The organism is Variovorax sp. E3 (assembly GCF_016082275.1).
In the GTDB taxonomy this organism is placed as follows: Bacteria; Pseudomonadota; Gammaproteobacteria; order Burkholderiales; family Burkholderiaceae_C; genus Variovorax.
This window is the reverse complement of sequence record NZ_MOWM01000078.1, coordinates 1-24,829: the sequence shown is the minus strand read 5'-3', so window position 1 is coordinate 24,829 and position 24,829 is coordinate 1. Positions and strand designations below refer to the sequence as shown.

The window sequence follows — 24,829 nt, the reverse complement described above, 5'->3', positions numbered from 1 at the left end:
GGGCCTGGGGCCACAAGCTTCGGGTTGGGTCAGTGCCCAGTCGGCGCTCGAAGCCAGTTGTCGAGCACCAAGCGAGGTACGCGCGCGAACTGCTTCGTGTTGTCCGTGACAACGACGGCGTCGACCGCCAGCGCGTGCAGGTGCTTGAACGCACAGGAAGCCCTTGCCCCACCCGGCCCTACGGGCTCTCTAGGCACCGCCGTCCGGATCGCAGAACCGGAACGGCATCGACTTCATGCCGTCGTCACACCGGGCCGAACCAGCACAGGGCGCGGGACTCGATGTGCTACAAGTGTGCTACAGCCGCACTCTCCCTCAATGTCATGAGGACAATCAACATGTCGACAACGACCACCCGTCTTGAAGATGAGCTGAAAGCCCGCATCGCGGCTGCAGCTGCGAGGTCGGGCAAGTCTTCCCATGCGTTCATTTTGGATGCGCTATCCGACATCGTCGAGCGCAGCGAATTGGACGAGGAACTGCATGGGATCGCAGACAAGCGATGGGCTGCGTTGCAGCGCAACGGCGAGTCGATCGGCTGGGAGGACGCCGCGGTCTACCTGCGGGCACGTGCGGCTGGCAAGAAGACTCGCCGGCCATCGGCTCGCAGGCCGGGCTCCTGATTGACCCATGGTGCGCATCGAACTGGCGCCCGAGGTCCTGGATGACATCGAGCGATTCATCGACCATCCGGAACAGCACGAGATCGCCAACGTGGCGGAGCGCGTCGGGGAGATTCTCGAGGGCATCCAGATCCTCGCGCGCAACCCGCTGATCGGTCGCCCTGTCGGGAGCGGAAAGCGCGAAGTGGTCATCGGCCAGGGCGACCGCGGGTACGTGGCGCTGTACCGTTACCTGGCCGGGATCGAGACGGTCTTCATCCTGGCAATGAGAGCCCAGCGGGAGTCCGGATTCAAGCATTGACGGACAAGCCGACCGATCGGCGCCTTCCTTGCACCGAACTCCCCCGCCGATCGCACGCGGCGCACCCAGGCAGGCACGGCCTGCTCATTCCGGCAGCGCACCTGGCTTCAATGGACGCTCAGTCCGCATCAGGCCCGACCATCGCCTGCCGTTGTTCGATCACACCGGGTTCGACGAAGACGCCGGGCTGATCGGCCCGCGAGCGGGACGTCGAACACCCTCGCGGATGCTTCGCGCCTTGGATGGGCACAAGCCCCGTGTGGAGCGCCTGTGCCGGCGACAGCTGCCCGTGAATGGCGCTCGCGCCGCTTCGCTCAGGATCGCCTTCGATCAACGCGACGAAGCCTTCCTCGAAACACTTGCCGTGTTCGGGGCACATCCCCCTGTCATCGCGCGACGCTCCAGGCTCCCGCGCAGGTCCGTATCAAGTGGGACGCCCCCGGTACGGGCGTCCATCCCATTGCTCACGGCGGGGCTTCATTCTTTCGAGAGTGGCGCGCTGGCGCGCATCGGGAGGCAGAGACATCCCCTTCACTGTGTGACCGGAAGCATGAGCGCAATAGTCCAGGGCTTGACGAAGTGCCGTGTCCACTTTGCGCAGAGAGATGCGATGCCGGTCTGCCACGTCCTGGCGGGTCATCTCCTCTATCCGCAGTGCAACCAGTACCGAGCGATGCCGATGCGAAAGCCGCTGCATTGCCTGCTCAACGGCCTCTACGGCCGAACGCGCCTCGGCGATGGCGTCCGGGCCGGGCGCATGATCGACCAGGAACTCGAGTACTGTATCCAGCTCGCCCACGTACTGCCAGGGCCGATCGCTGCGCAGGCGATCCATGGCCAGATTGCGAGCCGTTTGATAGACATAGGCTCCAGGACTGCGCACGGGCTCCGATGCCGTCATATCGCCCAGACGCAGCCAGGCGTCGTGCAAGCACTCGCTGGCCTGATCGGAACAGCCCAGATCGCGGGCCAGCCTGCGATGCAAGGTCGTGTAGTTCGCCGTCAAGAACGCCCGCAGCACAACGCCGGGCAGCTCGCCGTTGCCCACGAACTGCGGATCAAAAGACGAAGCATCAGCCGCAGCCGGGACGCCCGGACAACATGAAGAATATGCATTCATAGCGAAGCGCCTTCGCTCATCGCCCCTGGGACCAAGGGGCGAGACCGAATGCAATCGGGCAGACCGTCTCACTTGCCATGTCGCAACTTGGTCTTCTCGGCTTCCGTCAACAGCGACATCACTGACGCGTCGAACTGATTGCCGTGTCCAAGGACCTGCACGGAGTTGGTAGGGTCGTATCGAAGCGAAGCGCTCGATGGCAAGTCGGGGCGGGGCTGCGAGGATGTGCTCGCGCCTGCCGGAGACAAGGGTTCGTTGCCGAAACCCAGCACCCGCACCGTGAACACCGATGGGAGGTTCTGCCGTGCGGCGGCTCGCTCCTGTCGCATGGACTCCTGCGCCGCCATGGCGGCGGAGGCCGCCGCCGCGCTGGCGTTGGTCAGCGCCCCGATGTTCACCGCAGCCACGACCGGCAGCCCGGTCGTCTCGCCCTTGACTTGAATGTTGTCGGCGTTGCGCACCTGCAGCGCGGCAATGTTGAGATTGCTGGCGACCCGGATGCCGGCATCGCCCGCATCGATGGTGCCCCTGGGCGCGACCAGGTCCACGTCGCCTTCGCCCACGGTGCCGATGCCGGCGCCGCTCATGTCGCGCTTTTCCTGCACGGTGATGTTGCCGTCCGCGTCCGCGGTGACTTCCGGCGCCTGCGGGATGCGCACGGTCTTGGCGCCGCGGCCGGCGTCGATGTCGCCCCGGGTGGACCACAACACCTGATCGCTACCCAAGGGCTCGGCTTGCGAGACGAAGGACAGAATGCGCGAACGGTTCACGATGATGTCCCGGTCCGCGAACACATTGATCTGCCCCGGCGAGGCCAAGGTCACCAGGCCGTATCCATCCGGCACCACCGCTCCCAGCCCCGCCGCCTGCAGGCCTCCGCCGGGGGTGAAGACGTTGATGTCGCCCCCCTGGTGGGTGCGCGCCGCCATCCGGGTCGCGGCGATGCTGCCCACGCCGGACCAGTTGCTGCGCCAGTTGTCCGGCAGGTCCGCAGCGTAGCGAACGGGCTGGCCTGCGGCCGTCGCACCGCGGAACAGCGTGTCGATGGCTGCGGAGCCGCGGCGATAGCCACCGTTGAGCGGGCCGTTCTGCCCATCGACGCTGTTCTGGTCGCGCCCTCCCTCGCGCAGTTCATAGACAAAGACCTGGCGCAGGAACTGCTCGCGCACCAGCGACGGCAATTGCCGGTATTGCTCCCACGCTTGCTGCGAGCTCAGCTTGCCGTTGGCGTTGCCGGTCAGGTTGGCGACCTTGTCGGAACCGAGCGCGCCCTCCACGAAGGACACCAGGCCCCGGCGCGTCAGCTTGGGCAGATCGCCACGGTTGTCCACGCCGTCGGTCAGGTACAGCGGCGCCACCGTCCCGTCGGCCAGGGTGGTCTTCAGGTACTGCGGCATGGCGGCCACGTTGGCCGGGTTCAGGTAGGCCGACTCGAAGGCGTCGTAGCTGGCGGCCTTGTTCATGCCGGCCATCAGGGTGATGTCGGCGCCCTCGACAGGCAGGGCCTTGATGATGTTCGATTCCTCGCCGCGCGGCGTTGCCGACACGTAGTCCCAATAGCGGTTGCCATTGGTGTACAGCGAAAAGTTGTTGCCCTGGATGTCGCGCCCGGCCAGCAGCAGCAACTCCCCCGGCCCTTGCAGGGCGATGCGGCTGCCCCTGTCGTAGTAGTAAGACGCCGCGTCTCCGCCCGATCTTCCATAGGGATGCGACAGGAACCTGTTGGCCACAGCCAGGATGTCGTTGCCCGCCGTCAGCACCGTGCTGTCGGTGGCGCGCAGGTTTCGCGCGCTCAGCTCGAAGTTGCGGATGTCGGTGCCGGCCTGCACGCGCACCGATTCCGACGCGATCAGGTTCAGGTCGCTGATGGAACCGGCGCCCGCGTAGAGGCGGCTGGGCGCGAAGTCGTGCGCCTGCATCGGGAGCGTGTCCGGGTTGTCGAACAGCTGCGCACCGTTCTGGCTGTTCGTGAGGAAGGTATTCGTCACCGAGAAGCCGCCATAGACCGACTTCAGCGGCGCTCCAAACGCCGACGCACCGCCCAGCACGGTCGTGAGACCCGTCCATGGACGCAAGATCGAGGGCCACTTGTCCAGCGTGGCCTGGGTCATGACGATGGCACCCGTATTCAGCAGGCTGCTGCCGCGCAGGAAACGCAGGTCTTGGGCGGCCAGCAAGGAGAGGTCGCTGGTGTTCGCCGGCGCCATCGCCAAAAGGCCTGCGACCTCGATGCTTCCGCTCAGGGCCGAGACGCTCAGCTTGGCCGGGTACAGGCCCACCATGTCGGTCTGCAGCTTGGTGTCCGTCATGCCGTTCACCAGCTTGGTGGTGTTGCCCGTGTCGTTGCCCGCCACGTATTCCGACTGGTTTTCCAGACGCACGTTGCCGCCGGTGGACACCAGCGTGACGGCGCTGCGCTCGGTCTGGCTGCTCATGAACATCGCATGGCTGGCCCCGCCACTGGTGTCCTTGTCGGCCTGATCGATGTAGGCACGGCGTATCTGCATGGGGTCGATCACGGTCTGCAGGACCAGGTTGCCCAGCGTCTGCAGCTTGAGCGTGGCGTCCGACAGCGCCAGCACGGGCGCGATGTCGTAGGCATAGGTGGCGCCGGACCCGTTGCTCGATGTGCCGGTCATGACATAGCCGGCGGCGCTGGTGCCTGCGTCGATCTCGCCGGCGCCGCGGCCCACGTAGTACTGGCCGGCCTTCAAGGCACCGCCTGCGCTCACCTGCAGCTGCCCGCCATTGCGCGTCACGATGGAGGCCCCAGCGTCGCCGGCGGAACGCCCGCCCGTCACGCGCATGGTGCTGGGCAGGGCCACCACCAGGTTCACCAGGTCGCCGCCCGCCGACAGTTTCACGTTGCCGCCTCCCAGCGCGCCCAGGCCCTGCTGGAAGCTGGCGTGGTTCACCCACCAGCTCGGTTGCTGGCCCCGCGCGGACATGACCGGCGCCCAGGTGTCGCCCATGTTGTACGCGTCGTAGTAGCCGGTGGGGCTGCCAAACTCGCCCCCGTAGCGTCCCTGGCGGAAGAGCCATTCGGTCAGTATCTGATCCGAACGCACGCCCTGCTGGGTCGGCGCGCGCACGCTGCCCTGGACCGCGACGTCCAGGTGCCCGCCCGCGGTGCCGTACTGGGCATCGACGCTGGCGGTGTCGAAGCCGCCACCCAAGGTGGGATCGGCCTCGGCCCGGCCCGCGGTGTACAGCGCGGACTCCTTGTGGGCGAGCACCAGGTCGCGCCCGGCGCGTACCGTCAGGTCGCCGCTGCCGGTGCGCACCAGCTTGCCGGCGCCCGATGCGGCATCGGCGGTGCCCACACGGATCGTGCCGGCATCGTTCGCGAGCACACCCGGCGCGCGCGTGGCCAGTGCGTCGACCGAATTCAGGTCCGCGCCCGCCACCAGGCGCAGGTTCCACGACGCGGCCTGCTGCAGCCTCGCCGCCCGGCCCGCGCCGTTGTCGCGGCCCGCCACGTCGAAGCCGTCGCTCAGATGGCCTCGATGTTCAGGTTGCCGCCGGCGCGCAGCGTCAGCGTGCCTTCGCGGTGCGCCGCACCAAAGCTGTCGAACAGATTCCAGTCGCGGCCCAGCGTCAGGTCGCCCGGGCTGGTGATCTCGATGCCCGCCGCCAACGTGTAGGCGGCGGCGTTGCCACCCAGCCTCGCCAGGATGCCGGTGTTGCCTGCAAAGGCATGGGCCTCGGCAATCGCCTGCGGGGCCACGGATTCCACCGTGCCATCGGCGCTGGCATGGCGGCGCACGCCTTCGAGCACCGAGGAGCGCGCCCCCTGCACGGCGGCGTTCAGCGCGGTGACGTTCAGGCCGTCGTTGCCCGCGGTGCGCTGCGCCCGCAGTCGCAGCTTGCCGCCTTCGCCGCCGCTCAGGTCCAGCGTACCGCCGGCCAGGTGCAGTTGGCCGTCGACCGCTTCCAGGTCGATACGGCTGCTGCCCAGGCCATCGATGGCGTCGGTGGCATGAGCCGCCAGCACCGCGCCAGGCTGCATCGTCAGCCCTGCCCCGCCGACCAGGCGGATGCTGCCGCCGTAGGCCGCGTTGGCCTCGACGCGCGCCGTGCCGTCGACAGAGATCACGCCGCGATCGGTGATGACTTCGAAGTCGGCCACCCGCGTGGTACCCGCGATGGCCAGGTCGCCCTGGCGGACGCGGAACTGGCGCGACCGGCTGAAACCCGAATCGTTGAGCGTTCGCGCCAGCGCCCCGAAATCGTCCAGCCGATCGATGGCCAGCACGAAGTTGCCGCCGTTACCGCCGGCATCGGCCTGCGCCTTCAGGGTGCCACCGAAGTGGACCCGACCGCCTGCCGATGCATCCACGGTCAGGCGGCCGGCGTCGCCACCGCGCGGATGGGGGGACAGGTCCAGCAGGCTTCCCGGGGCCAGGTCGATCAAGCCGCCCTGGGTCGCGAGGCTGATCTGGCCGGCGTCCACGTACCGGGCCGCGTCGAAGAAGACTTTTTCCAGCCCCCCCGCGTGCAAGCGACCCGACTCTGCCAGCGTCAGGTTGCCCGTGCCCGCATCAACCGCAATGCTGCCGCCCAGCGCCAGCACCGGCAGCGCCACGGTCACGCCCTGGCCCGACAGGCTCAGGCGCGCGCCCAGGCTGGCGCGGCCCAGTGCCGCCATCTCCTGCGCATCCAGCGGCGCGTCTTGCTGCAGTACCAGTGGCCCCTGCGTCCGCAGGGCCTGGTCGGCGCCGGACAACCCTTGCAGCACCGGCGTGCGCAGCGTCAACGCCGACGTACCGGCGTCCAGGCCCCCGGTGCCTTCGCCGGCGATGCGCCGGCTGGCCGACAGCAACACCTGGTCGAAGCCGGACATCGTCTTGTCGCCCACGCCGAGCACCAGTTCGTCTGCCGACAACGCCAGGCGACCACCCCCTGTTCCCGCGGCGCCGAGCGACGCGCCCGTGTTCTGCAGCGTCAGATGGGAGGCCTGCACCTGCACGGTATCGGCGCCATGGCCCCGCAAGGCCGCGGCGTCGAACACCACCTGCGCCAGGCCGCGCATGTCCAGCGAGCGATAGAAGTCCAGGCTGCCGTAGCTGTGCAGCGTCAATGACTGCGCGCGCGACAGCTGCGCCAGGGCGTCGGCGTCCAGCACCAGACCGCCGCTGCCTCCGCCGATGCCGATGCGGCTCGCGGCCACCGACAAGGCCTTGCCCGACAACTGCGCGCCGGCGGCCATCTCGGTGTTGTTGGTGGCGTCGAGCAGCAACGCCTCGCCGCCCTGCAGCAGCGCACCCGCGCCGATGCGCACCTGGCCGCCGACCGTGGTGTCCACGTTCTCGCGCAACGCCCGCACGGCCTGGCCGCTGCTCACGCGCACCAGCGCACCCCAGTCTCTGGAGGGCGTGACGATGTGGTCGTCGCTGGTGTCGTTCGGCGTGTTGTTGTCGCTCCACACGGCCGCCACCTGCGGCTTGAGCACCAGGTTCGCCTCGTCGCCCGACGCCCGGCCGTCCGCGCGCAGCACGCTGCCCGACTCGATCGACACGGCATTCGCCGCGGCCAGGATCACTTCCGGGCCGCTCAATGCGGTGGCTGCCGTGTTGCGCAGCACCACGTCGCTGGCGGCCACGTCCACTTGCAGGCCCCGCACATTGCCTGTGCGCGTGCCGCCCACCAGCAGGCTGCCCGCACCGAAGCGCGTCAGGCTGCCGGCATCCACGACCAGATAGCCGTCGGCGCGCAGGTCGCTGCTGTCCTGCCCCGCGCCGACGATGGCGATCTTGGAGGCGGCAATGTCCACCAGGCTGCCGCGCCCGCCTGCATCGGGTTGCGCGCGCAGCTCGCCGTCCAGCGTCAGGGCGCGATCGGCCTTGAACACCACGCGCCGCCATCGCGGGCCAGACGCGGGGTCACGACGTCCTGCCCTGTCAGTCGGTATTGCGTCAGCTTGAACGCATCCGATGAGAAGAAGACGTTGCCCCGCGCTTCGTTGTATTCACTGACCTTGCGCACCAGGCTGCCGGGCAGCACGCGCCAGCCCGAGGCCATGGCATCCCGCGCGCCACTGACCGTGTCTTGCTGCCGCCCGGCCACGATCGCAGAGCCATCACGCAGGCCGACCACCTCGCCACGAGACGCGGCCCAGGCCGGCAGGGCCTGGCCCGTGCTCTGCACCGCAAAGGCGCCGGGCAGCAGCGCATAGCGTGCCGGCAGGAGCGTGTACCAGCCGGCCCCCAGGCCGCCGCCGGCCAGCCAGACCTTCTGGCCCGCCGCACCGCCCGCCACGGGCGACAGTCCCTGGTAGCCCGGCAGCACGGCGTACATGCCGGGCAGCGTCAGGACGTCATGCGAGCCGCCCGAGCCGGGAACGTGCTCCCACGCATGCAGGTCGCCCCCGCCCGCGATGTCCACCACCGCGCCCGCGGCCATGGCCACATCGGGCGCTTGCAGGAGCACGCGCTTTTCCGGCAGGGACGACAGATAGCGGTTTTCGTCCAGGGAATTGGCATCGCCGGCATTGGCACGATTGCGGCCCTGCGGGTTGGCCGGGTCCAGCCAGTATTCGGCGTTGCGCAAGCTGCCGTAGAGCACATCCAGGCCCGCACCCGACACCGAGGTCAGGCTGTTGGCGCCCAGCGTCAGGCGCTCGCCGGCATTCAGCGCAATCTGCCCGAAGGGCGCGCGCAGCACGCCGTCCTGCTCGATGACGGGCGCGTTCAGCGTCAGGCTGCCGCCGGCCGACAGAGGCGCTGCGGCGCGGCCATTGCCGCGCACAGTGATGGACTGGTCCGAGTTGATTCTTGCCGTGACGGCCGTGGCCGGATAGACCTGCGCGGCCTTGATCTGCAGCGCGCCGCCCACGTCCAGCGTGGCCCTGAGCTGGGGGTCGTCGTAGTCGGCACCGCCTTCGCTGTAGGCCCCCGCCACGAAGCGCAGATCGGCGGTTTCCAGCACCGTGCGTTCGAAGCCGCGCAACCTGACGTCGATGGGCGAGGAAGGCTCGCCCTTCACACCGCTGCCTGCAATGTCGATGGCCTGGCTGGCCGACAGGATCAGTTCGCCGGCATTGCGGGCGGTGGCGCCGACCGCGCCGGCCGCGCCTGTCAACGGGTTCAGTTGCAGATGGTGGGCGTGCAAGCGCACCACGCCGCCCAGCCCGTCGCTCTTGATGACCGGGGCGGTGATGCCCAGGCGACCCGCGATGTTCAGATCGACGCCACCGGCAAGCTGCACGCCCACCTGCGTGGAACGCAGATCGACCGCCGACAAGCCCGTGTCCTGCAGCGCCTTCGCCGATACGTGCAGCGTGCCATCGGAGGTGGCGATGTTGCCGATGTTGATCTTGTGGCTCAGTGCCGTTCCGGTCCCGCTCCAGAAGTACTTGTTGAGCAGTTCGACCACCCGCTTGTCGATGCTCGCGTCGTGCTCCCATGGTGCCTTGTCGCCACCCGGTCCCGCGACAGGCGCCGCGCCCGCGTCGATGACGAGCCCATTGCTGCTGGAAACCGACGTGGGCAGCGCGGTGTTGATCGCGGTGCGCATGGCACCACTCATCTTGACGTCGCCGGCGTACTCGTCGCGCACATCGAGGTTGCCGGTGGTGCCGATGATGCGGGCGTACCTTTCTCCGTTGAACGTGAAGCTTCCGGCTGGATCCTTGTAGTAGAGGAAGGAGCCGATGTCCGGCGCCACCAGATCTCCGGACGAACTCCCGGCCGAGCTGGTGTCAGTGATGGACAACGAACCGCCCGCCGCCTGGGCATTGCCCCCGTGGGCGCGAAGCCTGGCATTCATGGCGCCACCGCCAGAGGCCACCATCACCACCGCGCCGCCATCGCTGCCGAATTCCTGTCCCACGCGCCGCAGGGAGCCGAGCGCACCCGTGTCGCGATCCCAATACTCCACCGTCCCTCGCGCGCCCGACACGTCGATCAACGACCCCGCTTGCGCATCCAGCGTCCCCGCGCTCAGCGTGAGCTTGCCGCCCGGCAGTACCGTGCCCTGGCGCAAGCGCATGACTGGATCGTGGAAGATTTGCGCCACCCCGGGCAGCAGCAGTTCGGCCCCGTCGGCCAGCGTCAAGGTTTTCTTGGCGCGGATGCTCAGCGTCCCGGCGGGCGCCTGAATGCGGCCCGCCACATCCACGGATGCCTGTCCGGAGCCGTCCGCGTCCAGGGTGATCGCGCCGCCGGGTTCCGTCTGGATGCTGGCGTTCGCGTCGATGCGGATGCCACCGCCGGACGCGCCGGTCGCCAGCGACAGGCCGCCGGGCGTGCGCGCGGCACGGCGCTGTTCACCCAGCTCGTCCAGCGCCCTGGGGGCCAGCACATGGTCCAGCGCGCCGCCGCTGGGCAGCGTGCGCAGCGCCGATACCGTCGCGGGCATGTCCCAGCTCGTGGGCTGGATGTGCACGCGCGCGCCTTGCGCAACCACGACATCCCCGCCGATCGAGCGCACGCCGATCGTGCCGAAGCCGCGCTGGGCGTACAGCGTTTCCGGCAGGTGCAGCGGCTTGGCTGCGCCCGATGTCTTGCCGCCCGCTGCCGCGCTCGCGGGCGCAGAGCCGCCCACCTGCACGTCACCGATCGCGGTGATGGTGAGCCGCGACGCATCGGCCCCCGACCAGCCGCGCAGGTCCAGCGTCTCGAGCGCCGTGTTGTCGAACGCCGTCAGGCTGATGGCCCCGCCGTTGCCCGCCTGCACCTTGCCTGCCTTGCCGCCCGACGCGAGACCGGGCAGCCAGCCGCCGCCGGACACGTCCAGCGCCGCCCCGGCGGCCACGTCCACCTTGCCGTACACCGTGCCGAGGCCCTCCTTGATCGGAGTCCCCAATGCAATCGAGCCGGCATGGATGGCGCGGCCCAGCGTGACGCCTTTGCCGGTGTCGTTCACCCACTGGCCCGCGACGCTCAACAGGCTGTTCGCACCCAGGCGCAGCACACTGTCCGCCATGCCGCCGGCGCTCAGGGAAATGGCGCCACCCGGAGCGATGAGCTTGCCCTGAATGTCGAAGTTGCCGGGGATGCCCTGGCCATCGTAGACCGCAGCCGTAAAGCGCGATCCCGGCAGAAGATTCAACACCGCGTTTTCTTCCAGCACGAAGCCGGTGTTGAGGTTCAACTCGATGGCGCCCAGGCCCGAGTTGCTCAGCCCCGTCGCGGACAGCCAGGTGCTGCGGCCCACACCCGCGCCAGCGCCGGGGGTTTGCCCTTCCGGCGCGGTCAGGAAGGCGTCCCTGCCCAGCGGGCTGTCGATCGTGAAACCCGCGGGCAGCAATGTGGGCTTGTCGCTGATGATGACCTGACCCAGGGTCCACACGCCCTCTTGCGCCCTGTTGGAGCCCACCCTCAGGCGGCCGGCCCGAGGCAGGTCGGCCTCTTGCTGTACCCGGTCGCCGGGCTGCACCGAGCCCTTGAACTCCCCTTCCAGAATGAAGGCGCTGCCGGCGCGGATGTCGATCGAACCGGCATTGCGGCCTTCCTCGTAGCCCGGCTCCCAGCGCCGCCCCGACAACATCGGATTGACATAGGTTTGCGTGACACCCCAGCGCGCATGCGTGTGCTGGTACTGGCCCGCGATGCCCGTGTAGGTCATGTCCGCCGGCGCGGACGACATGGTGTAGGAGCGCCCGTCCGCGCCGCGCAGCAGGGTTTCCGTGTTCCAGCCGTCGCTGTAGCGCACCGAACCGCCGGACACATCCAGGATGGAGCCCGGCCGCGTGATCACCGAGCCGTTGGACTGGATGGTGATGTCGCCGCCCCGCGCCGCCAACTCGGACAAGCCGATCAGGCCGTTGCCCACCCAACCCGTCACGTCCGCCAGCGGGGTGCCGACCCAGACGCCCTTGACCGCCTTGCCGGACTCATCGGTGACCCATTCGACGCCCGCCATCAGCCCCTTGAAGGTACCCGACCTGCGTCGATCCACGACGACCTTCCTGCCGTACAGCCAGGTATTCGCCTGCAGGTGAGAGTCGCGCAGCTCGTTGATGCGCAGTTCGGCCTCGACGAAGTTGCTGGCCATGTCCACCGGCATCTGCATCAGTCCCGCGGTGCTGATGGTGGCATGTTCACCGATGAGAACGCGGCTGCCGTCGCCCACCTGGGTGTTGCGATTCAGGGCGGCAGGGTTGGCCTGGGCCTGAATGTCGATGCTGCCCGCAGCGGCGGTGACCCGGGCACGGGTCTGCACGTCGATGGCCTTGCCGTAGAGCTCGATGCGCCCGGGCTGGTAGCGGCTTGCCAGCGAGCCGCTTTCGATCCGGGTGGTGTCCTGCCAGTCGTTGACGACCTGGGTGATGCTATCGGGCCCCAGGGTCAGCGTGCCGCCGGACCACGCGGCCAGACGCGAGGCGTCGGGAGCGAGATTGATGTCGATGTTGTAGACGCCCTGGCCCCAGGCGCGCAGTCGGATGGAGCCGGCCCGGTTGTTCAGCGCGGTGCTGGCTTGCAGGATGCCGTTCTGGCTGATGTCGCGCGAGACCATGGTGATGTCGCCGTGATCGGCCTGGACGATGCCGGTGTTCAGCACGCTGTAGCCGACCTGGGCCGCGCGCTGCTCCATCAGCGGCAGGATGTCCGAGACGATGCGCCCGAAAAGATAGGGCTGGAAGGCGGGCCCTGTCTGCGGATTGATCAGGAACTTGGCCGGAAAGACCCAGGGCCGCACCGACGAGGCGACGGCATCGAAGCCGTGCACGGAGGGGCTGATTTCCTTGGCTTCCAGCCACACGTTTTCGCCGGCGCCCAGCAGCGTCTGGCCGCTCGGCGTGCGGATGCTGCCCGCATTGCTGACCTTGGGTGCGAACATCAGCACGTGGCCACCCTGACCCGTGATCTGCGCACCGGCCAGCACCTTGACGTCGCCCGGCGGCTTGCCCGGATCGAAGGCCGGGCCCATGTCTTCGAACAGGACGTTCGAATCGGTCGGCATCTGCTTGGAGTTTTCGCCGAAGGTGGGAATCCCGACGCCGACTTCCAGGCCGCTCCAATAGCCCGGGTCACCCGATTTCGCGCCCAGACGTGTGTTGAGACCGGCCTTGAACTGCTCGTCGCTGAGTTTCAGGCTGGAGGCCACCAGGTTGCGCACGTTGACCTGGCTGCTGCCGGTGAACAGGATGCCATTGCGATTGATGAGGTAGACACTGCCCTCGGCCTCGATCCGCCCGGCAATTTCGCTGGGGCGGCCACTGGGGTCGTTGATGCGGTTGAGCGCGATCCAATCGTTGACGCCGGTCTTGGCGTGGGTGCCCGCACGCTGTCGAACTTCACCGTCGTGTTCTTGCCGACGTTGAAGGTCTCCCAGTTCAGGATGGCCTTGTCGGCGGTCTGCTCGATGGTGACCGTGGTCCTGCCGTTCACCGCGGTCTGAACGGGACTATTGGCATGGAGCCAGCCGGCTGTCAGCGAATTGGTATCGACCTTCAAGCCGCCTTCGGCCAGGCCGTCGGGCGCGGATTCGCCGCTGGCCAGCGCCTCGGCCCGCTTCTGTGTCTGCAGCGCCTGCTGCGCGGCGATCGCGCGCGCGGCCAGGTTCAGGTTGTTGATGGAGGTCTGCAACTGCTGGCTCGCCGCTGTCGATTGCGGCGTCGGGTTGAGCAAGCTGGACGCCGGAGCGCCGTTGGGCAGTCGGCCCGTTGCGATCGCACCTGCCTGGGCCGCGCCCTTGTCGGCGAACCACGTCGGACTGAACGCCCTCTGGGCGTGCGCGCTGCCGAGGACCCCACCTGCGGCCAGCGCCACCGCGATGGCCCGCGCGAGCGGAACCATCCTGAAAACCTGCTGCGCCGCGCGTGTCGATCGATTCTTTTCGTTGCAACCACTGATGGTCATTTTTCGTTCCCGACGAAGTAAAGACTGTGCCGAAGGGGCTGCTCGCTTCGCGCAGGCAAGCCACATTCAAGAAGCCCATCCGATGGCGATCGAAAGCCAACGCGATAAGAGCCGTTAGTTTCTTGACGAGACGGGAACGTCGAATTCCGAAAGAATATTTTTTGGACTGCGCGCGGGCTCGCGCCTGCTGCGTCGGCCCCGATCTGGAAAGTCCTTGCAAATCAACGGCTGCAACGCACTGCACCCCGGCAAAGTCACGAAAGCATCACAGTTGCTACGGACGACAACCATGGAGCGCCGCGACAACGCCACCGATCATCCGATGTGCGGGACGCAGGCCAAGAGAACCAAGACCAGAGACGGAATCAGAACAGGGTCACCATCGAACCCAGGGGTCCGACATGGGGCCGGGCGCTAGCTCAGGACCAGCACACCGGCGGGCAGTGAGCGGGCGCTCAAGCTGAAGGAATGCTGCATCTGGAGCAATGCCAGATCGAGACGATCGAGCTTGAAGGTCGCGGTGACCGTTTTCCCCCGCAGCGCATCCACCATCAGAACCACACGCCCGGGACGATAGCGATTGATCTCATCAAGCACTACCGACAAGCGCCTGCTTGAACACGAGCTCCCCGCGCCGCCAGGCAGAAGCCACCTCGAGGTCCACGGTGGCAATGCCACTGATCGAGTGATCGCTGTAGACCGCTTGCTGGCGCGCAAGCAGCAGACGGTCGCCGGCCGGATGCTCGATGCGCACGCGCCCTGCCAGGCAGGTCACACACACCCGCCCTTGCAGGCGGCTGATCTCGAGGCGAGCCGATTGGGCAATGCTGCGGCCAGCGCCGGCCACGACGCTGAAGTCGCGCGCACCGGCCTGCATATCAATCGCCGCTTCGCCGTTCAGCAATTCCAGCCCCTCGGTCTGGTCGTCCGAGGTCAACCGGCGGACGCTGGTACGGGTGTTCAAGGTCACGCCGATCTGATCGGACAACGCGATCGCACGCTGTTCGCCCGCGACTGTGCGCCAGTCCGCGTTCCACTCATTGGCCGCGGGCCACATCCCCAAAGGCGAGTAGGCCGCCACGCCCGCGACACCGGCCGCGGCGGCTGCTCCAGCCACGCCCAGGAACGCCCGACGACTCGCCTCGGGCTTGCGCAGGGTCTCGCGGTGAAGGTTCGCCGCTTCGGCGTCGGTGCGCACCAGTCTGTTCAGCGCAGGTTGAAGCACCCGCCACTGCTGCCGGGCTTCAATGAAGGCCGCTTGATGCAATGGACTTGCGTCGCGCCAGCGCCGAAACGCCTGGGCCTCCCATTGTGTTGCGGCACCCGAATGCAGCTTGCGCACCCAGGCGCGCGCGTCTTCGCGCAGAGTCTCGGGCAGCTTGGGTGGTTGAGGGTGCGTTGTCATGATGGTCTCAGGGGCCCCGTACTTTGTAGACGGTCACCGACGCCACAATCCTCAAACTATTTCTTCGTGCCGTCATGAGAGCTTGTCCGATCGCGGTTCCAATCGCGAGAACAGAAGATCCTGAGCGGCTTTCAGTTCGTACTCGACGGTCCGCACGGGAATGCCAAGCCGCTTGGCCACGTCCCGCTGGGACCAGCCCTCCAGGCGAACCAGCAGCAGGATTTCGCGGCGGCGCGGCGGCAAGCGCAACAGAAGGCCATCCAATGCCTCCAACTGCGAACGGGCTTCGGCGACCTCTGCCGGACCGGGCGCGGGGTCCGGCAGTTCATTCATCAGCACCTCGATGTCCTCAGACACCAATACCTGACTCTGTGCGCGCCGGACGTCGATGGCCAGGTTGACCGCCATGCGCAGCAGGTACGCCTGGGGTGTGGCAATGGGGCCCGCAATGGGCTGGCTGCGCTGCAGCTTCAGCCAGGTATCGTGCAAGGCGTCTTCCGCCAGTTCCTCATTCCCCAGCCGCAGGGCCAAGCGTTGCTTGAGCTGATCGTAGCGTTGAACCAAGAAGCTGCGCAGCAGCGGAATGACGTTCTCCGTCATGCGTCAGTGCACCGTGGCACAGCGGGGTCCGGGCAATACATCGTGCGGGAGGATGGCCAGAGTGAGCGGCAGAGCCAGGTCCGCTGGCGGGGGATGATCCATCTTCAGATTTGCCAATGCCGCGAGCATGGCTGCGTCCCGGCCAGGATCTCCCGAAGACGAAACCAGGCTTGCCTGGCTGATGCTGCCCGACGCGGTCACCTGCAGCTGCAGGAGCGAGCGGTACTGCCCGGGGGCAGTTCGAAGATCGGCACACAATGCGTCCCAGACACGGGCCTGAACCAAGGCGTCGTACCTGCGTTGCGAACCGGCAGTCGACGCGACCGCAGGCGCCGTCTCGACGCGCTTCAGGATGAAAGCACCCGAAAGCCGAGGGTCCACGTCATCCGCAGTGAAACCCGCGCCGGCCAGCAAGGCGCGCAAGGCTGCATGCGCCGTATAGCGCCCTCGCACCGGAGCGGAGGTTCGCCCGGCCACCCACTCGTCGATGAACATCACCGATCGCCCCGACACTGCAGCGTATTGCACCAGGGCCGCTGCCAATGGCTGCGCCGGCAAATCGAAGTCCAGCATCTGCGATTCGGACGAAACGCGAACGGCAGGATCTACGGACCGCACATCAGTGCCGGCGGCGGCCTTTGCTGTCGATATCCAAGCAATGCAGACGCAAACTGCGGTGCAAGTCAGGCCAGAGGCAAAAGCTCGCACGAGCCTATCGTCCTTGCCCCAGCCTCGGCCCGGGCTGCGTACAACAACTCGCCCACGACCACTATGCGCAGAAGGCAACAAGGAGGAAGAGGATCGAATCAGCAAGCTTGTGGACAGTATCGCAACTCCTGCGAGCTTCACATTTGCGAATGACGGTCTCATGACGCTCGATATGGCAGCCTACCCGCTGACCCATCGAAGCTGCTCCGGACTGCGCTTGAGGTTGATCGCTTCATGCGGGGCTGACGCCGGGACCGCAAAGCGTGGAGGCATGTGCGGTGAAGGGCCTGCTGCATTGAACGTATGGGTGCGAGCATTGCACCCGACCGCAGCTCGGCCGCGATTGTCCAAGTGGGGTAAGGCGCTCGCCGCAGGGTCGCCTGCAAGCGGTCTTGCGCGCCGCAGGACGATCAGGCGGTGACGAGCTCCCCCAGTCAGGTGAGCAGCGCACCGCCCGGTTGCCTCGAGGCGAGCCTCTACGCCCGGACAGTGGACGCAATTGGGGGTTTGAGCGATGACGCTGCACGTACAAGTTTTCTCCCCAGCCGAAGATCACGGGGCGAATTGACAGCCGTGATGCACACGACAACGCCGTCAACCAAGTGGAGTACCGAGAACCGCCGGGCTGAAACAGCCCCCGCACGACATGCTCGTCGCCGGTGACCGCTCCGAAAACCTGAATGTTCAAATCGTATTGGTCGGACGACACCGACAGCAGGCACGCCTGGGCCGCCACTTCGCTGAGCGTCTCGTGCTTGACGGCGCCCTGAACCAGTCGGCATCGATGAAGAGTTGCCTTGCTGCTTACGCCCGCGTCCCGCAGTTTTGAGACCCGCGCCAAGTGGCGATGAATTCCCGGCTGCCATTGATCGCGCGCGAGTAGAGCCAGGACGGATTCAATTTCTCGTGCGGCATTTCCCAAATGGGCTTGTGCGCGTGCACATGCTCGTTACCGACGAAGATGTACTCGTCACATGACTCGATCAATGATGCTTCGTCGACGCCGGTCACGCTGCCTCCGGCATGCGGTCGTTCTGGATCGAAACGATGCGTGACCCAGCACGCAATGACGACATTGGGTCGGTACTTTGCGACGGCATCGGCCGCATCCAGCTTCTCTACATTCTTGCCGTAGGGGACTGTCGGCTGACCGATGTGCGCATAGTAGGCCTTGAGTTCCGGATCCTCTTGCTGGCGGTTGTCGGTGGCGGGGATGGACAGCGCCTCGGCAAGGATGCCGTGCCCGGCACCAATCTCGATGGCGATACGGCCTTCGATGCGAGATCGCAGGAAGTCACAGAGCTCATCGGTCGGGAAGCTATAGATGCCCTGTCGCACCCCGAAAAGCAGCCGCTCTTGGGCGGTGGTCCTCGAGAGCACGCACGCGGGAGTGACACGCAGGCGACCGTGACCATCGAGAAGCCGGCTTGAGATGTCGTGGACCGCTGTAGGGTCGATCGCAAAAGCGTCCATGCGCAGATTTTGGCCCAAGACGGACTACCAGGCTGCCACTCCGCACGACTTGATAGCCAGCGGCGCGCGAGGCTGGCGGCCAGCGCAAGCGCCGACACACCGCGCGAGCGCTAGACACATATTTGCCGGATGCCGGTCGATGCGCCCGTCCTGCAGCTTCAACGAACCGATCATCGCGTCAATGTCATTTGACGATTGATCCGTTGTTGTTCACTGTTGCGCATCACAATGCGTTCAGCCCGACGTCGGCGTCAGGGCTGCAGACTCCATTCAAAAGAATCGTCGCGATCGACCGCTTGCCTCCATGGATCTTCGGCTGGAATGGACCCTTGTCGCCTGTGCCCGGATACTCCAACCGGTCGTCCGACTCGCGCTGGCCATGGGGATCAAACATCCTCACCTCGAGGACTTGCTGCGCGACCTGCTGATCGAGGAGGCGCAACGCACTTGGCGCAGTCGGGGCGTCCCTAATCCACACCTGAGCCAGCTTTCGATCACCACCGGCCTGAATCGCAAGATGGTGACCGCCAAGGTCCGGGCGACTGTCGACACGCTGCCCGACACCGAGCAGTCGGCAGCGGCAAAGACGTTCACGTTATGGCAGCAGATGGTGACCGAAGATGCTTCCTTTCGGCACTTGCCGCTCACCGCGGGCGATGCTGTTCCCTCTTTTGAGACCGTGGCGCGCTTGGGTAGCCGCGGCAATGTGCATTACCGTGCCATCCTTGACGAATTGCGGCGCCTCCACATGGTCAGCGAGGATGAGGAAAGAGGCGTGGTCGAGCTCACGGCCGATGGCTTCGTGCCAGCGGAAGATCTGCGGTCCATGCTGGCCTTCCTCGGCGACAACAGTCGGGATCATCTGCAGGCGGCCGTTGCCAACGCCTTGGATGAAGAGCCCAAGATGCTCGAGCGGGCGGTCTATGCGAGTGGACTCACGCTGGAAGATTGCGAACAGATCCAGCGCGTAGGTCGCGAACGCTGGGCAACACTGCATCACGATCTGGCTCAGGCAATGACCCAGGCTGTCGACAATGCCCCTCCCAACGCGAAAGCACGCATTCGGGTTGGCATCTACACCTACTACGAAGCCTGCGATGAAGACGAGGGACGGGGTGCCGCGCCAACCTCCGAAAGCCGGTCCGCGCCCTAGCATGAATGTGAGCGCTTCGGGGCGCGCGCCCCACGTCAGCACGGAGGGGTGGCCATCGAGGCGGAGCTCACGGCGGCAGGGCAACTCCGCCTGAGATTCGCTCAGGCCGGAAAAGAAACCATCGACTCGCCGCGGGAAGTCGGCGGAAGCACGTAGGAGTTGTTTACCTTCCGTATGCCCCCGCCGCCGCTCTTCCGCCGTCTCTTCAGGCTACAACGCTCATGTCGGCCATCAGCTCCTCCTTGCGCTCGGCAATTTGCTGGCGCATGGCCACCAAGTCCAGATCGCGCGCCGCTCGGGCCTTGGGAAAGAGCTCGTTGCGCTCTTCCTTCACATGGTGATCGATGTATTCGCCAAGCACCTTGACCTTGGCGTCGAACTTCTCGTCAACCTCGGTCGCTTCCTGAAGTTGAGCAATCAGCTCCTTTGCACTCGCATGCTCAACCTCGGCTTCGTCGAGAAGGTCGGTGTCCTTGATGGCTTCGCGCACGGCGGGATAGAAAATTTCTTCCTCGAGTTGCGTGTGCACGGTGAGTTCCATGCAGATCTGCATGGCCAGGTCGCGCTTCTTCTCGGGGGCACCCGAGGCTTTGGAATGAGCCAGTTCTTCATAAGCCGTGAAGAGCTTCTTCACCTTCTTGTGGTCCGTATCCAGCAGGGTGCAGGCGTCGGGTGAGGCGCGCTTTGTCGTGGTCATCGAGAACTCCTGAATTAAAAGGGGGAACTTGGTATCGCGGGAGAACAAGATTGCGGCCTCTCCCGGGATGCCGCGTAGGACGACTCTGCGTGCAGATGAAGGAACACCGACCTGCCAGGTTCGCTTTCGCCGGCCTGCGGCTTGCGGCGGCGGGTCCAGCGGTGGCGTGAACCTCACAGGCCCTGCAGGCGTCACCGACCCAGACGACCTGCAGTCGCAGATCGGCACCACCTGCCCATCTCAAGGCTTGACGCGATCAAGTCGCAGGGCACCTTTGTGCTCGAGCCGCCTCAATATCGCGGCCACCGACGAGTAAGGAATGCCGATGCCGGCCAGCATGAGCGCGGTCGCCGCCGCCGTGGGCGTGCGGCATGTCTCAGGAAGCGCGGCGACGGCGTTCAGGACGGTGATTTCGCGTTCGGTCAAAGCCGGACGCAAATGGATGAACTGATCCGCGGGTCCTGGTCCCCTGCGCTGCGGGACCGCCCCTTCGCTGTCAGCAGAGACCTTGCGTCTCCTCATCGAGGTCGTCATACACGCGGAATGTGCATCCTCCACATGAATCCTCTCTGAACGGCGGTTTCACCTCTTCGTCATGGGAATTCCTTCTCTTTTCTGTGCCGTCGCGCAAAGTGGCGCGCGGCTGGGCGCGCGAGAAGAAAAAGAGATGAACGTCGCGACGGCGGTCGCACCAGGACCGTTGGACCGTTGCGCAGCCATCGACAGCGTTCCCGCCCCACTCGCTCCGCGGGTCGCACACGGCGGATCGTCCGTCGGCGCGCATCGACCCTTTGCCCGCCCCTGGGGTGATCCCGCATAATTTGAAGATGTTGGCCCGGTTGATCTACCGCAGCATGTCGAAGGCGCCCTCCGGGGAGGACCTGCGCGACATCCTCGCTTGCTCGCGGCGAAACAATGCACAGCGGGGCATCACCGGCGCCTTGTGTCACCTGCGCGGGACCTACATGCAGTATCTCGAGGGGGACGAAGCGGCCATCCGGCGCCTCATGGAGACGATCGGCCAGGACCCGCGTCATGTGGACCTCATCGTGCTGGAATACCGCTTCATTGCTGCGCGAGCGTTTCCAAGCTGGTCCATGGCGTTGATCGACTGGAACGCCGACGTCCAGGAGGTTTTGGGGCCGCTGTCCGACATGGGCCTTTGCGGTATCCAGCCCTCGATGGCCGCGCCGATGTTTCGTGCACTGTCCCAGGCGTCCAGTTGGAAAACCCAATGAGCCCAGCTCGCGGCGCGCGCATGCCACTGAACCGGGGGCGCCAGCAAGCCGCGCTGAAGGCCGCAGGTGCTGCCCAGCGGCCGCGCAATTGATGGCCTGACGGGGCTTACCCCTCGTCAGCCCGCGCGCGGCGTCGACGTGCGAGCAAGGCGCCTGCAGGTCGTGGCCCTTCCCCGAAAAACGCCGACGAGAATCCCCGGCCGAGTTGCAGCCATCGCAACTCGTTGTCATTGCAGGGACGGTTCCTGTGCCAAGTTGGCATTCCAACCGCCGCGTTTCGCCCAGATGCGGCCGCTGTCCCGCGCGCACCTGGCCCCGACGTGCGTTGCGTCCCGTCTACGAAAAACGCCACATGCAACGACCAAGGCATCCACAGCCGCCTTGACCACGGGTTCGAATGGCTCGTCGTGTCGACCCCGGCCAGGCGTGCCTTCAAGCGCTCAAAAGCCGGGACCTCCACCTGAAGCGCAACCTGTCCGGCGCGCAGGCGCGAGTGATCGGGCTTTCACCCGCTCATCCGCGATATTCACTGCCAAGGGCGGCAGCCCGCGGCGTTGCTCGGGAAGTGTGTCCCGATCCCCCGGCGCTGCCGCCAGATCGCGGACTGCGGATCGGCGCCGCAATGCATTCGTCACCCGAAAAAGCAAGTCTGGCAGGGATCCCGCGGCGTCCCCCTTGCGCGGCGTGACGAGTGCGGATCGAAAGGCCGGCCAGGCCGGTGCGTTCGGCGCAAACGAGGAAGGGAGCGCCTCAGTCCGGCTCGGACCGCAATCGTTGCAGTTCAGCTCTTCCCAAGGGCGTAATGCGCAGGATGAGCGCACTCTGGTCGCCCGCGGCACCGGGCTCCGGCAGCCGTGCTTCGATCAACTGGGCCGCGGCGAGCACCGCCGCGCATTGGACCTCGCTTTCTTGCGTGATCGACAGGGGAAACGGCGCATTCTCGATGCGCCGCAGCAGGTTCATCGGCATTGCCACCTCTTCTCGGTTGAATGGATCAAGGAAATAGGGGCGCCGCCGCGCTCCACAAGAGCTGCGGCGCGGCTGCGATTTGGGCGCGGCAGAAGGCGGGGAGGAACTCGCGTTCCTCCAAGGACGCGGCGCCCTGCCCTTGCCGCAGCGCCTCGGGAAGCCCAACGCAAGCGCCCTCCGACGATGCATTCGTCGCTGGGGGCGTCCGACAGCTCAGCGGGTTGCCTGGCCAGCGCCTCGCCGCCGCGACGAAAGCGCGCCCGCCGTTCCTTGACCACGCGCCCCGACGATGACAAGGTGTTTTGCGCCCCTGTGGGGAAGGCCTCGCTCAACGCTTCGAACGCCGGAATACGCAATCGGCCGCTAGGGCGAATCGGCGCGCCCCGACGTCTTCTCGCGCAGCACGGCGTTGATCTCGGCGCCAAAGATCAGCGTGGTGGCGCTCACGTAGAGAAACACCAGCGTCGCCACCACGCCGGCGAAACTGCCATAGATCAACGCGAGCTTGCCGGCCGAGCGCAGGGTGTATGACAGCAGCGCGGCCGCGCCCACCCACAAAGCCGCGCCCGCCAAGGCGCCGGGAAGCACCGTGTAGAGCCGCTGGCGAATGTCCGGCAGCCATCCGTACATGAGCGCATAAAGCGCCGTCAGCGTGAGAAAGGCCGAACCGTAGCGCACGCTGTTGCGCAGCCAGAGCACGTCATGGCCCGCGCCCGCCTTGTCCTCAAGCAGCCTCCAGACGTACGGCATGATGATCACGGAGCTGAAAACCGCCAGCACCGAGGCGCCGACGACGACGGTGAACAGGGTCACCTTCAGGCGGGCCTTCCAGAAGGGGTGGCCGCGCTCGATGCCATAGGCGCGATTCAAGGCGGTGCGCACCGCCTGCATGCCCGAGGATGCGGTCCAGAGCGTGGTGACGACGCCCACGGCCAGCAAGGCCTGGCTGCGTCGCGCCAGGACCTCGTCGATCACGGGCTGCACCGCATCACGCACCATGGCGGGCGCGTAGCTCATCACCCGGCGGGCCAGCGCAGCGGCTTCGCCAGGCTGCCCCGCGAAGCCTGCGGCGGCGGACACGAGAATCAGCAGTGGGAACATCGCCAGCACGGAGGAAAAGGCCAGGCTTCCCGCCTGGTTGGCGCTCTGGTGGACGACGTAGTTGCGCATTGCCCGCAGCAGAACCCCGAGCACCGGCGCGGCAAGCGCGGCGGCCCATGCACGGCGCCCCGCTTCAAGAAGGCGTCCCATGACCGGCCGTGCCTTTCTCGACGGCGCAGCCGCCGCCGTGCGCGCGATGCGGCGGCGCCCCTTCGGGCGCAGTGTCCGGCCTTCTCGCTGCAATCCGCATCGCATCCCCCAGGTTCATGGACAAGACCTTCGCGCCGCGCGCGACTCCCCAAAGACCGCGAAGGGACGCGCCGCACGGAGGCGGGCATCGCGGGTCCCGCTGGATGCGAGGCCGACAAGCGAGCAACGCCACTCTAGCGGAAGGTACACGCCGCCTGCTGTCGGACGCAGACGCGCGCGTCACGGTCGAACGCACGCACGCACGCACGCACGGATAAGAGCTTTCGATCGCCCCGCAGCGCTGCAACACTCGCGCGCCCTCGCCCCGCGCATGTCCGGCCTGTCCGACAGACAGGACTCGCGAACGCCGCGATGCTCGCCATTCGCGCTGCGGCGTGATGTGAATATCGATGCCCCGGGGGCGGGGCCGGCCCCCCCCGTCGTGGCGCTTCCGTCCGTGCGGATGTCTGAACCCTCCAAGGATTGCCCATGAGGCTGCATGCCACCTGCAAGATGACCGTGAAGGCCGCGACCGACTGTCCCGTGGTGGCGATGCTTCGACCCCGCAGCGGGGAGGCACAGTGGATGGTCAGCGAACGCTACGAATTGCGCCCATGGGTCGCGACCACGGAATACGTCGACAGCTTCGGCAACCTGTGCCAGCGGCTGAAGATTCCCCAGGGGGAGATGCGCATCGAGGTCGAGATGATCATGGAAGCCGAGGCCGACATCGCCGTGGCGCCGGACGCCCAAGCGGTGCCAATCGAGGACCTGCCCGCCGACACGCTGCAATACCTGCTGCAAAGCCGTTACTGTCCCTCGGACAAGATGGAGGATCGCGCCCGGCAGATCGTAGGGGACATCCAGTCCGGCTATGCCCAGGTCGAAGCCATTCGCCAGTGGATCCATGCGCGGCTTACCTACCGCTATGGCGTGAGCAACAGCTCGACGGACGCCCTGGACACGCTCAAGGATGGGGCAGGCGTGTGCCGCGACTTCTCGCACGTGGCCATCGGCCTGTGCCGCGCCTTGCGCATCCCAGCGCGCCTCGTGGTGGGTTACCTGCACCGGCTCGATCCCATGGACATGCATGCGTGGTTCGAGGCCTTCATCGGAGGGCGGTGGTACACGTTCGACGCCACGCAGGACGAACCCCGGGGAGCGCGCATCGTGCTGGCCTACGGACGCGATGCGGCCGATGTGGCGTTCCTGTCGAACTACGGGCCCCTGGAGATGGGCGAGATCTGCGTCACCGTGAGTGAGATTCCCGCCGACGCAACGCTCGCCCTGGGCGACGCGATGGTCTGCTCGCTCCCCCACGCGCCACCAGGGCAGTCAGGCTCGAGCGAGTCGCACGAGGTCTCTTGAGGAAACGCCGCCGCGGCGGCCGCAGCAACGCGAAATTGCTGCTGCCCCGACGCGCCGCTACTATTTTGGCCCTCGATTTT

The 24,829-nt window shown here is 66.7% G+C and carries 22 protein-coding genes; 6 read left to right on the top strand and 16 right to left on the bottom strand.

Annotation, left to right across the window (positions count from 1 at the left end; genetic code table 11):
• Positions 1-338: 338 nt before the first annotated feature.
• Both BMG07_RS24005 and BMG07_RS24000 read left to right on the top strand, forming a co-directional pair.
• A complete protein-coding gene (locus BMG07_RS24005; protein WP_198086662.1) occupies positions 339-623 on the top strand; it encodes a ribbon-helix-helix protein, CopG family in 285 nt (94 codons plus the stop codon).
• 7 nt (positions 624-630) lie between these two features.
• Complete coding sequence (locus BMG07_RS24000; protein ID WP_198086661.1) at positions 631-924, top strand: type II toxin-antitoxin system RelE/ParE family toxin; 294 nt, start codon at positions 631-633, stop codon at positions 922-924.
• A gap of 118 nt (positions 925-1,042) precedes the next feature.
• Here the strand turns inward: BMG07_RS24000 and BMG07_RS23995 are convergent, their stop codons facing one another.
• From BMG07_RS23995 to BMG07_RS45025, 11 genes are all read right to left on the bottom strand, one after another.
• Positions 1,043-1,303 carry a hypothetical protein gene (locus BMG07_RS23995; RefSeq protein ID WP_198086660.1) on the bottom strand — a complete coding sequence of 87 codons (261 nt, stop codon included), beginning with the start codon at positions 1,301-1,303 and terminating at the stop codon, positions 1,043-1,045.
• 45 nt (positions 1,304-1,348) lie between these two features.
• A complete protein-coding gene (locus tag BMG07_RS23990) occupies positions 1,349-2,044 on the bottom strand; it encodes an RNA polymerase sigma factor (protein WP_198086659.1) in 696 nt (231 codons plus the stop codon).
• Positions 2,045-2,112: 68 nt separating this feature from the next.
• The gene (locus BMG07_RS44280) at positions 2,113-5,523 is read right to left on the bottom strand and encodes a filamentous haemagglutinin family protein (RefSeq protein ID WP_198086658.1); all 3,411 of its coding nucleotides are present in this window, start codon (positions 5,521-5,523) and stop codon (positions 2,113-2,115) included.
• A gap of 14 nt (positions 5,524-5,537) precedes the next feature.
• Positions 5,538-7,895 carry a hypothetical protein gene (locus BMG07_RS23980; protein ID WP_198086657.1) on the bottom strand — a complete coding sequence of 786 codons (2,358 nt, stop codon included), beginning with the start codon at positions 7,893-7,895 and terminating at the stop codon, positions 5,538-5,540.
• Complete coding sequence (locus BMG07_RS23975) at positions 7,871-13,189, bottom strand: filamentous hemagglutinin N-terminal domain-containing protein (protein ID WP_307867061.1); 5,319 nt, start codon at positions 13,187-13,189, stop codon at positions 7,871-7,873. The genes BMG07_RS23980 and BMG07_RS23975 overlap by 25 nt, the downstream gene beginning before the upstream one ends.
• The gene (locus tag BMG07_RS42705) at positions 13,078-13,914 is read right to left on the bottom strand and encodes a hypothetical protein (RefSeq protein ID WP_269759340.1); all 837 of its coding nucleotides are present in this window, start codon (positions 13,912-13,914) and stop codon (positions 13,078-13,080) included. The genes BMG07_RS23975 and BMG07_RS42705 overlap by 112 nt, the downstream gene beginning before the upstream one ends.
• Before the next feature lie 348 nt (positions 13,915-14,262).
• Positions 14,263-14,445, bottom strand: coding sequence for a hypothetical protein (locus BMG07_RS23970; RefSeq protein ID WP_198086656.1), 183 nt, complete (start codon positions 14,443-14,445; stop codon positions 14,263-14,265).
• Positions 14,438-15,253 carry a FecR domain-containing protein gene (locus BMG07_RS23965; protein ID WP_198086655.1) on the bottom strand — a complete coding sequence of 272 codons (816 nt, stop codon included), beginning with the start codon at positions 15,251-15,253 and terminating at the stop codon, positions 14,438-14,440. Before BMG07_RS23965 ends, BMG07_RS23970 begins: the two co-directional genes overlap by 8 nt.
• A 72-nt stretch (positions 15,254-15,325) precedes the next feature.
• Entirely contained in the window at positions 15,326-15,853 is a 528-nt protein-coding gene (locus BMG07_RS23960) for an RNA polymerase sigma factor (protein ID WP_198086654.1), read from the bottom strand.
• Positions 15,854-15,856: 3 nt separating this feature from the next.
• Positions 15,857-16,426: a TonB C-terminal domain-containing protein gene (locus tag BMG07_RS23955; RefSeq protein WP_198086653.1), complete on the bottom strand. Its 570-nt coding sequence runs from the start codon at positions 16,424-16,426 to the stop codon at positions 15,857-15,859.
• A 611-nt stretch (positions 16,427-17,037) separates the two neighbouring features.
• Positions 17,038-17,283 carry an oxidoreductase C-terminal domain-containing protein gene (locus BMG07_RS45025; RefSeq protein WP_198086652.1) on the bottom strand — a complete coding sequence of 82 codons (246 nt, stop codon included), beginning with the start codon at positions 17,281-17,283 and terminating at the stop codon, positions 17,038-17,040.
• Here BMG07_RS45025 and BMG07_RS42700 point away from each other — a divergent pair.
• Entirely contained in the window at positions 17,208-17,390 is a 183-nt protein-coding gene (locus tag BMG07_RS42700; RefSeq protein WP_269759339.1) for a hypothetical protein, read from the top strand. The genes BMG07_RS45025 and BMG07_RS42700 overlap by 76 nt on opposite strands.
• Here the strand turns inward: BMG07_RS42700 and BMG07_RS23945 are convergent.
• On the bottom strand, positions 17,366-18,034 hold the full coding sequence (locus BMG07_RS23945; protein ID WP_198086651.1) for a hypothetical protein: 669 nt from the start codon (positions 18,032-18,034) through the stop codon (positions 17,366-17,368). The genes BMG07_RS42700 and BMG07_RS23945 overlap by 25 nt on opposite strands.
• A 304-nt stretch (positions 18,035-18,338) precedes the next feature.
• On the opposite strand from BMG07_RS23945, the gene BMG07_RS23940 reads away from it, so the two are divergent.
• Positions 18,339-19,187 carry a DUF6502 family protein gene (locus BMG07_RS23940; protein ID WP_269759338.1) on the top strand — a complete coding sequence of 283 codons (849 nt, stop codon included), beginning with the start codon at positions 18,339-18,341 and terminating at the stop codon, positions 19,185-19,187.
• Positions 19,188-19,392: 205 nt separating this feature from the next.
• Here the strand turns inward: BMG07_RS23940 and BMG07_RS23935 are convergent, their stop codons facing one another.
• Both BMG07_RS23935 and BMG07_RS42695 read right to left on the bottom strand, forming a co-directional pair.
• Positions 19,393-19,884, bottom strand: coding sequence for a hemerythrin domain-containing protein (locus BMG07_RS23935; RefSeq protein WP_198086650.1), 492 nt, complete (start codon positions 19,882-19,884; stop codon positions 19,393-19,395).
• 240 nt (positions 19,885-20,124) lie between these two features.
• Entirely contained in the window at positions 20,125-20,310 is a 186-nt protein-coding gene (locus BMG07_RS42695; protein ID WP_269759337.1) for a hypothetical protein, read from the bottom strand.
• Positions 20,311-20,711: 401 nt separating this feature from the next.
• On the opposite strand from BMG07_RS42695, the gene BMG07_RS23925 reads away from it, so the two are divergent.
• Complete coding sequence (locus tag BMG07_RS23925; protein WP_198086648.1) at positions 20,712-21,122, top strand: BLUF domain-containing protein; 411 nt, start codon at positions 20,712-20,714, stop codon at positions 21,120-21,122.
• A 750-nt stretch (positions 21,123-21,872) separates the two neighbouring features.
• Here BMG07_RS23925 and BMG07_RS23920 read toward each other — a convergent pair.
• Together BMG07_RS23920 and BMG07_RS23915 are read right to left on the bottom strand one after the other, a co-directional pair.
• Positions 21,873-22,091 (bottom strand): hypothetical protein, encoded by a 219-nt coding sequence (locus BMG07_RS23920; RefSeq protein ID WP_198086647.1) that lies wholly within the window; start codon positions 22,089-22,091, stop codon positions 21,873-21,875.
• A 363-nt stretch (positions 22,092-22,454) separates the two neighbouring features.
• Positions 22,455-23,261, bottom strand: a complete 807-nt coding sequence (locus BMG07_RS23915) for a YihY/virulence factor BrkB family protein (RefSeq protein WP_198086646.1) — start codon at positions 23,259-23,261, stop codon at positions 22,455-22,457.
• A gap of 609 nt (positions 23,262-23,870) precedes the next feature.
• On the opposite strand from BMG07_RS23915, the gene BMG07_RS23910 reads away from it, so the two are divergent.
• The gene (locus BMG07_RS23910; protein ID WP_198086645.1) at positions 23,871-24,749 is read left to right on the top strand and encodes a transglutaminase family protein; all 879 of its coding nucleotides are present in this window, start codon (positions 23,871-23,873) and stop codon (positions 24,747-24,749) included.
• Positions 24,750-24,829: the final 80 nt, after the last annotated feature.

Excerpts from the sequence above, each read along its gene's own strand:
- BMG07_RS23915 (WP_198086646.1), bottom strand. The coding sequence starts at position 23,261 with ATGCGCAACTACGTCGTCCACCAGAGCGCCAACCAGGCGGGAAGCCTG.
- BMG07_RS23995 (WP_198086660.1), bottom strand. The coding sequence starts at position 1,303 with ATGTGCCCCGAACACGGCAAGTGTTTCGAGGAAGGCTTCGTCGCGTTG.
- BMG07_RS23960 (WP_198086654.1), bottom strand. The coding sequence starts at position 15,853 with ATGACGGAGAACGTCATTCCGCTGCTGCGCAGCTTCTTGGTTCAACGC.
- BMG07_RS23910 (WP_198086645.1), top strand. The coding sequence starts at position 23,871 with ATGAGGCTGCATGCCACCTGCAAGATGACCGTGAAGGCCGCGACCGAC.
- BMG07_RS23920 (WP_198086647.1), bottom strand. The coding sequence starts at position 22,091 with ATGCCGATGAACCTGCTGCGGCGCATCGAGAATGCGCCGTTTCCCCTG.
- BMG07_RS23935 (WP_198086650.1), bottom strand. The coding sequence starts at position 19,884 with ATGACCACGACAAAGCGCGCCTCACCCGACGCCTGCACCCTGCTGGAT.
- BMG07_RS24000 (WP_198086661.1), top strand. The coding sequence starts at position 631 with ATGGTGCGCATCGAACTGGCGCCCGAGGTCCTGGATGACATCGAGCGA.
- BMG07_RS23955 (WP_198086653.1), bottom strand. The coding sequence starts at position 16,426 with ATGCTGGACTTCGATTTGCCGGCGCAGCCATTGGCAGCGGCCCTGGTG.
- BMG07_RS23990 (WP_198086659.1), bottom strand. The coding sequence starts at position 2,044 with ATGAATGCATATTCTTCATGTTGTCCGGGCGTCCCGGCTGCGGCTGAT.
- BMG07_RS23965 (WP_198086655.1), bottom strand. The coding sequence starts at position 15,253 with ATGACAACGCACCCTCAACCACCCAAGCTGCCCGAGACTCTGCGCGAA.
- BMG07_RS23945 (WP_198086651.1), bottom strand. The coding sequence starts at position 18,034 with ATGGACGCTTTTGCGATCGACCCTACAGCGGTCCACGACATCTCAAGC.
- BMG07_RS42705 (WP_269759340.1), bottom strand. The coding sequence starts at position 13,914 with ATGTGGCTTGCCTGCGCGAAGCGAGCAGCCCCTTCGGCACAGTCTTTA.
- BMG07_RS42700 (WP_269759339.1), top strand. The coding sequence starts at position 17,208 with ATGCTCGTCGCCGGTGACCGCTCCGAAAACCTGAATGTTCAAATCGTA.
- BMG07_RS23940 (WP_269759338.1), top strand. The coding sequence starts at position 18,339 with ATGGATCTTCGGCTGGAATGGACCCTTGTCGCCTGTGCCCGGATACTC.
- BMG07_RS23925 (WP_198086648.1), top strand. The coding sequence starts at position 20,712 with ATGTTGGCCCGGTTGATCTACCGCAGCATGTCGAAGGCGCCCTCCGGG.
- BMG07_RS24005 (WP_198086662.1), top strand. The coding sequence starts at position 339 with ATGTCGACAACGACCACCCGTCTTGAAGATGAGCTGAAAGCCCGCATC.